The organism is Sorangium sp. So ce302 (assembly GCF_051530145.1).
GTDB lineage: Bacteria > Myxococcota_A > Polyangia > Polyangiales > Polyangiaceae > Sorangium > Sorangium cellulosum_B.
Genome location: NZ_CP150326.1, coordinates 8280168 through 8292153, shown reverse-complemented (window position 1 = coordinate 8292153; position 11986 = coordinate 8280168). Strand labels below are relative to the sequence as shown.

The following is an 11986-nucleotide window of genomic DNA, read 5'->3' as shown; positions in this document are numbered from 1 at the left end:
CCTCTCCTATCGTGTGCGCAGGGCGAGCAGGCCTGTCGGACGCCACTGCAAGAAGGCGATCACCAGCGCGAACACGAGCGCCTTGCCGAGCGACGCCGTCGTCGAGAGCTCGAGCAGCGTGTTCGCGACGCCGATCACGAGCGCGGCCACCACCGTGCCAGGCAGCCGCCCGAGGCCCCCGAGGATGACCACCATGAAGGCGTCGACGATGTAGTTCGTCCCGAGCGACGGCCCGATCGAGCCGAGCTGCGTCAGCGCGCACCCGGCGATCCCGGCGAGCCCGGCGCCGAGCGCGAACGTCGCGGCGTCGACCCGGCGCGCGCGGACGCCGAGGCACGAGGCCATCTCGCGGTTCTGCATGACGGCCCGCAGCCGCCTGCCGCCCGCGGAGCGGTGCAGGTACGTGTAGACCGCGGCGATGCACGCGATCACGAGCGCGATGAGGAAGACCCGCTTGTAAGGCAGCTGCGCGCCGCCCGAGAGCGCCACGCCGCCGCTCAGCCACGACGGGCTCGAGACCTGCACGTTGGACGCGCCGAACAGGCTCCGCGCGGCCTGCTGCAGCACGAGCCCGACACCCCACGTGGCGAGGAGCGTGTCGAGCGGCCTGCCGTACAGGAAGCGAACGATCGAGAGCTCGAGCACGAGCCCGAGCACGCCGGCCACGAGGAACGAGGCCGGCAGCGCGAGCAGGAACCAGAGCCCGGCCTCGGTCCCCCCGACGAGCGGCGCGACGTGGTGCCCGATGACGTACGTCGTGTAGGCCCCCGCCATGATGAACTCGCCGTGGGCCATGTTGATCACGTTCATGAGCCCGAAGGAGAACGCGAGGCCCATCGAGATGAGCAGGAGGATCGAGCCCAGGCTCAGGCCATTGAAGGCGTGGAGGAGAACTTCGTTCATTCTAGAGCACCCAACCGATCGAGACGCCGCGCACAGTGAGGTTCGGGCCGCGGAGGCGCGGAGGGCATCCTGACGAGGCCCCGCGCCCTCCGCGGCTCCGTGGTCCGGGCTTCAGGCTTCGCGCTCGCGCCCCGCTACTTCGCGGCCAGCTCCTTCGCCCAGGGATACGCGCTCAGGTACGGATCCGGCTGGACCGGCTTGCCCGAGCTCCACACCTCGTCGATGAGGCCGTCCTTCCGGACCGCGCCGATGCGGACCGTCTTCCAGGTGTGCTGGTTCTTCCCGTCGAGCCGGACCAGGCCCTCGGGCGCGTTGTACTCGATGCCTCCGGCCTTCACGGCCTCCTTCACCTTGGCGACCTCGGTCGACTTCGCCTTCTCGACGGCCATCTTCCACAGGTAGACCCCGAAGTAGCCCGCCTCGATGGGGTCGTCCGTGACGCGCGCGGCGCCGTATTTGGCCTTGTACGCGTCGACGAACTTCTTGTTCTCTGGGGTGTCCGTGGTCTGGTAGTAGTTCCACGAGACGAGGTGTCCGGCGATGTTCTCGGCGCCGATGCCGCGCACCTCCTCCTCGGCGACGCTCACCGAGAGGACCGGCAGCTTGTCGGCGGTGTAGCCGGCGTCCTTGAACTGCTTGAAGAACGCCACGTTGCTGTCGCCGTTCAGCGTGTTGAAGATCGCGTCCGGCTTGGCCGCGCTGATCTTGGTGATGATCGTGCTGACCTCGGTCCCGCCGAGCGGCAGGTACTCCTCGCCGGCGAGCTCACCGCCCTTCGCCGCGAGCTGCGCCTTGATGATCTTGTTGGCCGTGCGCGGAAAGACGTAGTCGGAGCCGAGCAGGTAAATGCGCTTCTTGCCCTTCTCGAGCAGGTAGTCGACCGCGGGGACGATCTGCTGGCTCGGCTCGGCGCCGGTGTAGAAGATGTTGGGCGACTGCTCCAGCCCCTCGTACTGGACCGGGTAGAAGAGCAGGCCGTTCAGCTCCTCGAACGAGGGCAGCATCGCCTTGCGGCTGGCGCTGGTCCAGCCGCCGAACACGACCGCCACGGCGTCCTGCTGCACGAGCTTCCTGGCCTTCTCGTTGAACGTGGGCCAGTCGCTGGCGCCGTCCTCGACCACGGGCACGAGCTGCTTGCCGAGCACGCCGCCCGCCTTGTTGATCTCCTCGATGGCGAGCAGCGTCGCGTCCTTCACGGCCACCTCGCTGATCGACATGGTGCCGCTCAGCGAGTGGAGCACGCCGACCTTGATGGAGCCGCTGTCCGAGGCGGGCGCCACGGGCGCCGTCCCGGGCGCCGGAGCCTCGTCGTTCGCCTTGCCGCAGGCAGAGAGCAGGGCCGCGCCGGCGAGCGCCGCCATCGCGACGCAGAGCGTACGACGCCGAGAGGTGCCCGCCGCCGGCCGATCCTCAACGTCCAACCCAGACGTGTACATATTCAACGCATCCTCCTTGGGTGCCGAGGGCGCGTCCAATGCCCTGCATCGACGCGGCGCGGCGATTCGACTGCACAAGAGCCGTTGGGAGTTCGGGAGCCGGCCAGTGAAGACTCCCGGCTGGACACACCCGATGGCCGCCCTGCACAGCAGAACGCGGTCCCCGGACAAGGGCCAGCCACACGACGTCGTGGTGAAAGGCCTTATGCCGAGTGCCATGTTTCGTAGAGGTTTCGTCGGCGTGAAATGTCGCCCGGCCGGCAGGCGCCGTGCGTTTTCCGCAGGCCGTTTGGATTTCTGGCCACAAAGCGCGTCGAGCGATCCATCGTTGTTCTCGTTCCGCTCGAGTTTTCGCCCCGGTTACGGCTCCGCTGTGATGCACCGCACGCGAGGGCGAGGCGCGCGGGGCGTCGAGCGTGGGGTCGTTGGGCGCGCACGCGCGGCCTCGCCCGGGGTCGTCACGCCCGATGTCGCTTGAGCCGACACGGTGTGGGGGACTCTGGCCGCTGCGCGCACGAGCGCTGCGAGCTCCGGCGCTGTGGCGAGCTGTTGCGATGAGGTGTGCTCTCCAGTGCAGTAAAAAACTTGTATCAAGAGCGGTAAATGGCGAGTACACTGATAGATGCTGTCTGCGCCCTGTGCTCGGTCGACACGGAAGGCAGGCGGGGTGGAGCCTATGAGAAGCACGGATCATTTGCCCGGCGAGACGGATGGCCGATCCATGAGCGGCGGAGCGGCGCCGGACGGCGTCGCAGCCGGGCCGCGGGACGAGAATTCGGTGGTGATCTCCCTGAGCGCGCTGCTCGCGGTGGAGAAGGACGCCTCCACCAAGAGCGGCGCGCGGGCCGATCGCGGCGCGAGGAGCTCCGGGATGGAGGATAGCCACGGGTCCCCCGCAGGCGACGGAGAGCGCAGCAGCTACCTCGAGATCTTTCCGTTCGGCGTGCCTTCCGAGCTGCCGGCGTTCAGGCCGCCGGATCTCACGCCCGTGCCCTCCGAGGTCCCGATCGACCTGCGCCCGCCGCGCGCGCGGCGGGCCGCGGGCGTGCGCTACGGAATCGCGGGCGTCCTCGGGGCGGCGGTCGTCGCCAGCGCGGTGTGGCTCGGCGCCCCGCGCGAGACGCTCCAGGCGGCTGCGCAGCCCGGCGTGCGGCACGCGGCGAGCGCGGCGCTGGCGCAGCTGCCGAAGGTGGAGGCCAAGGCTGCGGCCGCGCCCGCCGAGGCGCCTCCGGCCACGAAGAAGAAGGGCGACAAGGCGCGCGAGCGCGGGGCGAAGGCCCCACCCGCCGCCGCAACCGGGGGCAGGGCGTCGGCGAAGCGCGCCGCGGAGAGCAGTGGACCGGCGACCGCCGCGCCGCCGGCGAGCCCGGGCGGCGCGCGTACAGCGGGCGACCCCTGCAAAGGCGACCTCGACTGCGCCATGCGGCGCGCCGCGGGCGGCTCGTAACACCGCCCGCGCAAGCAAAAGGGCCGAGAGCTCGCCGCCGCTCCATCGAGATCTCGATCGTTCGGAGCGCGACAGGCCACCAGCGAGCTCTGGTGGGCGCCTCCTGTCTCACCTCTGCCGTTGAGGTCGCCCGCGTGCCCAGCGCGTTCCCCTGGAGCAGGTTATCCACGCGGAGCCGCTTGATCTCCCGCACCTGCCCTGTGCTAGGGTCTGCTCCTGTTGCATAAAACTGCTGACAACCGATCTGTCCCGGTGGATTGCGCGCACATTGTGCAGAGACATGCGTGCTCCTCGCGCGACCGCTTGGGGCGCAGAGGCGCAGCTGTAGGCACGAAGCAGATACCATCACGTAAAATTCTGGTGTAGGAACAGCGCCCGGCGCCGACGGTGGCGTTGAAGTGCACAGGAAGCGTGGCCCGGCGACGTCGCTCGACGTGTAGTGCCGAGTTACGAGCCGCGCGGCGCGACCCTACTCGTCTGGAGGTGGATTCATGAAAGCTTTCGGTTTCGCAGCGATCCTGATCAGCGTGGGTATGATGGCGGCCTGTACGGTCACGAGCGGTGATGGCGACACGAGCGGCGACGGCGGCTCGGGCGCCTCGGGCTCGACCACCACCACGTCGTCGGCCACCACGGGCGAGGGCGGATCAGGCGGGACAGGCGAGGGCGGCTCGGGCACGGGCGGGGCCGAGGAGTGCTCCGACGCCGGGACCGAGAACGAGTGCTTGGACTGCTGTGATGAGACGTACGCGGAAGGGCTGGAGGCCCTCGGGATTCACGGGTTCGAGGCGTGCGGTTGCACGGCTGACGCCACGTGCGCCAGCGTGTGCGATACCACCGATGCCACGACCGACGTCTGCAACGATGACGGCACCATCAACCTGGATGCGAACAACGCCGACTGCGTGGCGTGCCTGAATGAGCTCGCCGAGGACGATGCCTGCATCGAGGCCGCCGCGGCCGCCTGCGAAGACGATGCGGAGTGCCTCCCGTACCTCGAGTGCCTGGGCACCTGCCAGTGATGGCTCTCAGGCGCCGAGCCGGCGTCGTGCGCCATCGATCCTGAGGTGATCCGAGCCGGCCGGGCAGGACAGGCGATCTCGTCGAGATCGCCTGTCCTGTTTTGCCGCGCACCGTCCTGCCGGCGACCATCGAGGGGCGCGCGTCGAGCGGCCCCCTGCGATGAGCGGTCCTGCCGGATGCGAACCTGCCAGGGATCGCCGGCGCCCTACGGCGAGAGCCGCACCACCAGGATGTCGGCCGCTGTCGACTGCGCCGTGGCGCCGTCGAGGTCCACGCTGCCCTCCACGGTCCCGGCGAGCAGGGCGTGGCCGCGCTCCACGAACGACGCGACCCCCGCCGCGGACCGGCGCCCGCCGCTGCTCCCGGCGCCCGGGCCGAGCCGCTTGCTCCAGACATGGCGCCCCCCGGCGTCGAACCGCGCCACGACGATGTCGCCGCCGCCGCCGGCGCCGTCGAGCGGCCCCCCGCCGAGGTCGGTCGGGCCATCGACGTCGCCCGCCAGCACGAGCCCGCCGTCCGCCTCGAGCGCGAGGCGCGGCGGCCGCTCCGCGGGGTAAGCCCGGCTGAAGCGGTGCTCTCGCGCAGGCCCGAGCTCGGCCACGAACGCCGACATCCCCTCCGAGAACAGCTCGCCGCCGCCCAGATCGAGGATCCCGTCGAAGGTCCCGCTCAGCGCGATCTCGCCGCCCGGCCCGATCTCGATGTCGCCGCCGCGCTGCAGGCGGCCGTCTCCGAAGGCCAGCGACGCGACGTGCTCGCCGCCCTCGTCGAGCTTGGCCAGGAACACGTCGCTCATCCCCTTGGACAGGAGCCGGGGCGCGTCGTCGCCGAGCTGGAGCTCGCCGTCGAAGGTCCCTGTCATGACCACATCCCCGCGCGGGTCCACCGCCACACCCGTCGGCTCCTGGTTCCCCGCGCCGCGGAACTCCCGCCTCCAGAGGAGCTCGCCCGACGTGTCGAGCTTGGCCACCGCCACGTCGGTCCCGCCGGGGTCCATCAGCGTCGACACGACCACGAACTCGCCCCGCGCCGAGGCCGCGATGTCCTGCGGCCTGCCGAGGATCATCGCGCTCCACTGCGGCTCGCCCAGGTCGTCCAGCTTGATCACGAACCCCAGCGGCGCGTCGGCCGTGAGCCCCACGTCGTTCATCTTCCCCACGAGCTCGCCCGTGATCGCGACATGGCCGTCGAGATCCACCGCGAGCGCCTGCAGCGCGCCTCGCCCCTCGGTGACGAACCGACGTATCCACGCCACGGTGCCGCCCGGATCGAGCCGCGCGACGAAGATGTCCTGCTCGGCGCCGGTCGCGAACTGCCCTGCGCCGAGATCGAGGGAGCCCGCGAACTCGCCGCCCAGGATCGCGGAGCCCCCGGGGCCCGCCGCGAGCGCGCGCGCCCGCTCCTGGCCTGCGCCGCCGAGGAGGGCGCCGAGCGGTCCGCCGGGGAGCACCGCGCCGCAGTCCCATCCGCCGTTGCAGTCGTCGTCGGCCGGCGTGCTGCAGTCCTCGACCCGCGGCGTGACCTCGCCGGCGCAGGCGCCCCACCGGCTGTCGAGCCCGCACGTCCGCCGGCCGGCGCGGCACGCGCCGACGCCCACGGTGCCCGGCGGTCCTCCGTACGGGCACGGCTCGACGGTCCCGGGGGCGCAGGCGCAGACGGCGCTGCCGCCGTCGGCCGCGGGATCCTCGGGCCGGCCGCCGTCGCCGTCCGCCTCGTCGATCGCGCCGTCGCAGTCGTCGTCGGCCGCGTTGCCGCAGCGCTCCGGCGCAGGCGTCACCTCGCCCTCGCAGGGGCCGTAGCCGTCGCCGGCGGCGTTGCACCGCATGAGGCCGGTCTGGCAGGCGCCGACCCCTTCGGTCGCCGGCGGCCCGCTGTAGCAGGCGATGGTCGAGAGCGGCGCGCAGCCCTCCTCCACGAGGATGCCGTCCTCGAGCCCGAGCAGCGCGTTGCAGCCGGCGCAGCCGAGCGCCACGAGGGTGAACCGCAGGCCGAGCCCGGTCGTGCCGCGCGCGCCCACGTCAATAACTCCCGCCCACGACGAGGGAGAACCCGCCGGGGCCGGCGGCGGCCGCCGCCGTGGCGCGGCGCGAGGGCGGGCCGGCGGCGCTGGGCGGGGCCGTCCAGAGGAGCAGGCCGGCCGCGAGCAGCGCGGCGGTGCCGGTCGAGAACGCGATCGTCGAGGCGGTGCCGGCCTCCTGCGCGTCCTCGCGCAGCGAGACCCCGACGGCGTCGCAGCGGCTCCGGGCGTCGCAGTGGCCGCGGTTCGAGGCGTCCCTGCGGGCGATCGCCTCGGCGCCGAACACGGCGCCAAGGCCGAGCCCGACGAGGCCGGCGCCGCCGGTCACGAGCGCGATCACGCGCTGCGCGCGCCCGGCGCCGCCTCCGCGGTCGTCGAGCGGCAGGACGGGAGGCGCCTGCGTCCTCTGGCCTTTCGGCGCGGCGGCGAGCGCGCGCGGGGGCGGCTCTTGCGCCAGGAGGAGGGGCACGTCGATGACGACGCCCGCGCCGTCGGGCGGGACGACGCGCTCGACCGACCAGCGCTTCCTGCCGGGCGCCTGCGCCTCGATCGTGTGCGTCCCCGGGTCGACCGGGAGCGCCTGTCCCCACTGGGAGGGCAGGAGCAGCACGCCGTTGCGGCGGATCTCGAGCCCCGGCGCGGCGCTCCCGGGGGGCACGGCGATCGCCATCCGCGAGAGCCGCGGCTCGAGCGCCGCCGCGAGCGCGGCCGCGCGCGCGGCGCGGGGGTCTCCCGCGCTCTTCGCGATGGCCGCGGTCTCGCTGAAGACGTTCCAGGCGCCCGCGGTCCTGCCTGTGCGCGCGAGGCACTCGCCGAGCCGCAGGAGGAGGTTGAGGGCGGTTGGATCGAGCGTCCGGCCCTGCTCGAGCATGGCACACGCCTCGGCGATGCGGCCCGCCTCGAGCAGGCGCGTCGCGGCCTGATAGAGCGCGAGCACCTGCTCCTTGTGTCCGCCCGGCTGTCCCGGGTTGGGGTTGGGCTGTCCCAGGTTGGGCTGTGCCAGGTTGGGGCTCGTCTGTGCCGTGTCGGACTGCGCCGGACCGGGCTCGCCGGCCTGGCCGCCCGCCGGCGCGAGCGACAGCGACACGGCCGCGAGGGCGGAAGCGAGCCCGCGCGGGCGCGAGCAGCAGGGGATCTTCGGCAGGGCTCCTCGGGGCATGGCGATCACCACGGGCTGTCCGGCGCGCCCGCCGGCGTCGCCGCTTCAGCGCCGCTGCCGGGCGCTGCCACGAGGGACGGCGCGCCCGCCGCCGCGCCCCGGACGGGCGCCGGCGCATCCGCCGCCGTCCGCACCGCGGCGCCAGCGGCGGGCGCCGGTGAGGACCCGGACGTGTGCACCCCGCGCGCCAGCGCGCGCTGCGGACTCCCCGCGTTCGCCCGCGCGGGCGGCGCGGCCCTCGTGGACAGGACGGCGCCGGCTCCGCTGTGCGCGGCCGGGCGCGCGGCTCTGGCGTCGGCCTGGGGCGCGTCGCACGCGCTGGCAGCGCCGTCGTGCAGCGCACCTTCGGCCGCGTCATCGGGCCCCTGGAACGACCTGGCTGCCACCGCGTTCCCCTTCGGCTCCGCGGCGAGCCCCTGCGGCACGCCCGCGAGGTGCTGGGCACCGGCGCCGTCGGCCCAGGTCAATCCCGCTGCCCGCGGCCACCCGGGCGACAGCAGGATCGCGGCCAGCGTGGCGCTCGCGGAGACCGCGCCAGCCGTGGCCGCCAGCCAGGTTCGCCTGGGGCGGCGGCCCTCGCGCCTCGTCTCGGCCGGCCCGGAGGACGTCGTGGGCGGCCGAACGGAGGTCGCGGCCGGCCGAGCGGAGGCCGTGGGCGGCCGCGCGGCGGTCGTGGGCGGCCCATCGTCCAGCCACGTGAACGTCGGTTGGCTCCGGTGCACCCCTGTGGGCAGCGTCGCGTCGGGCGCTCCGCGCAGCGCGAACGGCGCGAGCGCGGCGGCGAGCTCGCGGGCCGAGGCCGGGCGGCGCGTCCGGTCCTTCTCGAGGCAGCGCATCACGATCTCCTCGAACCCCTCGGGCAGATCGGCGCACGCGTTCCGGAGCGGCCGGGGCGCCTTCTCCGACACGACCAGCACGAACTGCTCCAGCGTCTCCGCGCCGAACGGCAGCGTGCCGCTCACGAGCTGGTACAGCACGACCCCGAGCGCCCACAGATCCGCGCGCAGATCGATGTCCTTGGGCGTCAGCATCTGCTCTGGCGCCATGTAGCGGCGGGAGCCCATGACCGACCGCGCCGTCGTCATCTCGAGCCCGTCGTGCTCCGGCTTCGCGCTCATGAACTTCGCGACGCCGAAGTCGAGCACCTTGAGGAGCGGCGTGCCGTCGGTCCGGTACGTCAGGAACAGGTTCGCGGGCTTGAGGTCCCGGTGCACCATCCCGAGCGCGTGCGCCTCCGTCAGGGCAACGCAGGCCTGACGGACGTACTCCGCCGCCTCCTCGACCGGCAGCCGCCCGCGGCGCTCCAGGATCGAGCGGAGATCGTTGCCCGACAGGTGCTCCATCACGATGTACGGCACCGGCAGCGCGATCCCCGGTCTCGGGGCGAGCGCGCCCAGGTCGTAGATCCGCGGCACGTGCTCCGTCTTCATCCGGAACATCCCGCGCGCCTCGCGCTGGAACCGCCTCAGCAGCGCCGCGTTGCCGCAGTGCTCCGGCCGCATGAATTTGACGGCCACCAGCTCGCCCAGCGACAGGTGCCGCGCCGCGACGACGGCCCCCATCCCGCCGATGCCAAGAGGCCGCTCGACCCGGTAGCGGTCTGCGATGACCTCGCCGCAGTGCACGGGCACCACTCCCTCTTCATCGCTCACCACGCGCCCCCCCACTCCGTCGCTCTGAGCTTGCAGACCGGCGAGCCACGATTCCGGACCGGATGGTTCCTTGCAGGGCCACGCTCGACGCGCTCGCCGCAGGTGTCTGGTGAGATTCGATTCTCCGGAGAGGCGATACGTCGCGTCGTCTGTCGAATTTTCCGGCGCTCCTGTGGGCGCGTGGAGGTGCGCTTCATCTGCTGAGGGCGATCCGAGGGCGCCTCCGCCCTGCACGCGTCGTCGCGCCGGAGGCCGTGATGGGTCGCGCCGAAGGCCGCGTTGGGATTGAAGTGTCCCGGTTCCTTTCTGCCGTCCTCCGCGATACAGACGTGCCGTGTCTGCCTCTCCCGCCCTGGTCTGCCGCGGCCTGGTCAAGCGTTATGGGGACGTCGTGGCCGTGAACGGGCTCGACCTCGAGGTGCAGCGCGGCGAGTGTTTCGGCCTGCTCGGCCCGAACGGCGCGGGCAAGACGACCACGGTGGAGATCCTCGAGGGGCTGACCCGCCCCGACGCCGGCGAGGTCGAGGTGCTGGGCGAGCGCTGGGTGGGGGACGGCATCGCGCTGCGCGCCCGGCTCGGCATCCAGCTCCAGGAGACGCGCTTCCCGGACAAGCTCCGGGTCGGCGAGGTGATCGCGCTGTTCCGCAGCTTCTACCCGCGCGGCATCGAGCCGGAGCAGGCGCTGCGCCGCGTGGCCTTGCAGGAAAAGTCGAGCGCGTTCGTGCGCACGCTGTCGGGCGGGCAGAAGCAGCGGCTGTCGCTCGCCTGCGCGCTCGCGGGCGATCCGGAGGTGCTGTTCCTCGACGAGCCGAGCACCGGCCTCGACCCCGCGTCGCGCCGTCAGATATGGGCCATCGTCGAGGATCTGAAGGCCCGCGGCCGCACGATCCTCCTGACCACGCACTACATGGAGGAGGCCGCGCGCCTCTGCGACCGCGTGGGGATCGTCGATCGCGGGCGGCTGCTCTCGCTCGGCACGCCGGCGGCGCTCGTCGCCTCGCTCGGCGCCGAGCACGTCGTGGAGGTCGAGGTGGACGCGGAGATCGCCGAGGAGGAGCTCATGGGGCTGCCGGGCGTGGAGGCCGTGCGCTCCGCGCAGGGGGCGCTCCGGCTGACGGTGCGCGACGTCGCGCGCGTGCTCCCGCCGCTGCTCGCGCTCTGCGCGGCGCGCGGGGCCGCGCCGAAGCGGCTCGCGACGCACCACGCGAGCCTGGAGGACGTGTTCATGGCGCTCGCCGGGCGGACGCTCGCGGACGACGAGGCCGCGTGATGGCGCGCTGGCTCCGCTCCCTGCGCGCCTCGTCGCTCGCGCTCCTCATCCGGGCGCGGGTCGTGGAGTTCCTGCGCGAGCCCGAGGCGATCTTCTGGATGTTCGTGTTCCCGATCCTGCTCTCGTCGGCGCTGGCCGTCGCGTTCAGGGACCAGCCCGCGGAGCCCGTGCGGGTGAGCGTCGAGGAGGGCGCCGGGGCCGAGCCGCGGCGCGCGGCGCTCGAGGCGTCGGGGCAGGTCGTCCCGCGGGTGGTCCCGCGGGCGCAGGCGCAGCAGGAGCTCCGGACGGGCAAGGTCGCGCTGGTCGTGCTCGCCACCGATCCGCCCACGTACTGGTTCGATCCGGCGCGGCCGGAGAGCCGCCTCGCCCGGCTCGAGGTGGACCAGGCGCTCCAGCGCGCGGCCGGGCGCGCCGACGCCTTCCGCCCGGCCGCGCTCGAGGTGACCGAGGCCGAGAGGGGCTCCCGCTACGTCGATTTCCTGGTGCCCGGGCTGCTCGGCATGAACGTGATGTTGACCGGGATCTGGGGGATCGGGGTCGCGATCGTGCAGCAGCGCATCGGCAAGCTCCTGAAGCTGTTCGTCGCGGCGCCCATGCCGCGGTGGCAGCTCCTCGCGTCGCACCTCGGCGCGCGGCTCGTGTTCCTGGCGCTCGAGGTCGTGGCCCTGCTCCTGTTCGCGGCCCTCGTGCTCGGCGTGCCGATCGCCGGCTCGCTCGCTGCGCTCGCGCTGGTCGCCGTGGTCGGCGCGCTGGCGTTCGCCGGGGTCGGCCTGCTCATCGCGGCGCGGCCGCGGACCCTCGAGGGCATCTCGGGCCTGGGCAACCTCGTCACGTTCCCGATGTGGATCTGCTCCGGCGTCTTCTTCTCGGCCGATCGCTTCCCCGACGCGATCCAGCCTTTCGTCCAGGCCTTGCCCCTCACCGCGCTGAACGACGCGCTCCGGGGCGTGATGCTCGAGGGGGCGCCGCTCGCCGCGATCGCGCCCGAGCTCGCGCTGCTCGCCGTCTGGGGCGTCGCGACCTTCGCGCTCGCCCTCAAGCTCTTCCGCTGGGAGTAGCCGCCGCGCCGCGGCCAGCGC

Annotated in this window: 9 protein-coding genes; 4 read left to right on the top strand and 5 right to left on the bottom strand. The window is 73.0% G+C overall.

Features of this window, described 5'->3' with window-relative positions:
* Window positions 1-6: 6 nt before the first annotated feature.
* Complete coding sequence (urtB, locus tag WME73_RS31265) at window positions 7-903, bottom strand: urea ABC transporter permease subunit UrtB (protein ID WP_437740040.1); 897 nt, start codon at window positions 901-903, stop codon at window positions 7-9.
* 134 nt (window positions 904-1037) lie between these two features.
* Window positions 1038-2264 (bottom strand): urea ABC transporter substrate-binding protein, encoded by a 1227-nt coding sequence (urtA, locus tag WME73_RS31260; RefSeq protein WP_437740039.1) that lies wholly within the window; start codon window positions 2262-2264, stop codon window positions 1038-1040.
* A 796-nt stretch (window positions 2265-3060) separates the two neighbouring features.
* On the opposite strand from urtA, the gene WME73_RS31255 reads away from it, so the two are divergent.
* Both WME73_RS31255 and WME73_RS31250 read left to right on the top strand, forming a co-directional pair.
* Complete coding sequence (locus WME73_RS31255) at window positions 3061-3786, top strand: hypothetical protein (protein WP_437911916.1); 726 nt, start codon at window positions 3061-3063, stop codon at window positions 3784-3786.
* Window positions 3787-4277: 491 nt separating this feature from the next.
* Window positions 4278-4808 (top strand): hypothetical protein, encoded by a 531-nt coding sequence (locus WME73_RS31250; protein ID WP_437740037.1) that lies wholly within the window; start codon window positions 4278-4280, stop codon window positions 4806-4808.
* A 206-nt stretch (window positions 4809-5014) separates the two neighbouring features.
* On the opposite strand, the gene WME73_RS31245 is transcribed toward WME73_RS31250, so the two are convergent.
* Genes WME73_RS31245 through WME73_RS31235 form a run of 3 tightly spaced genes read right to left on the bottom strand, consistent with a single transcriptional unit; the run spans window position 5015 to window position 9637 of the window.
* Entirely contained in the window at window positions 5015-6826 is a 1812-nt protein-coding gene (locus WME73_RS31245; RefSeq protein WP_437911915.1) for a hypothetical protein, read from the bottom strand.
* 1 nt (window position 6827) lies between these two features.
* Window positions 6828-7985 (bottom strand): tetratricopeptide repeat protein, encoded by a 1158-nt coding sequence (locus tag WME73_RS31240; RefSeq protein WP_437911914.1) that lies wholly within the window; start codon window positions 7983-7985, stop codon window positions 6828-6830.
* A gap of 5 nt (window positions 7986-7990) precedes the next feature.
* Window positions 7991-9637 carry a protein kinase domain-containing protein gene (locus tag WME73_RS31235; protein ID WP_437911913.1) on the bottom strand — a complete coding sequence of 549 codons (1647 nt, stop codon included), beginning with the start codon at window positions 9635-9637 and terminating at the stop codon, window positions 7991-7993.
* A gap of 334 nt (window positions 9638-9971) precedes the next feature.
* Between WME73_RS31235 and WME73_RS31230 the strand changes: the two genes are divergently transcribed.
* Window positions 9972-10907, top strand: coding sequence for an ATP-binding cassette domain-containing protein (locus WME73_RS31230; protein ID WP_437911912.1), 936 nt, complete (start codon window positions 9972-9974; stop codon window positions 10905-10907).
* Entirely contained in the window at window positions 10907-11965 is a 1059-nt protein-coding gene (locus WME73_RS31225) for an ABC transporter permease (protein WP_437911911.1), read from the top strand. Before WME73_RS31230 ends, WME73_RS31225 begins: the two co-directional genes overlap by 1 nt.
* Window positions 11966-11986 lie beyond the last annotated feature (21 nt).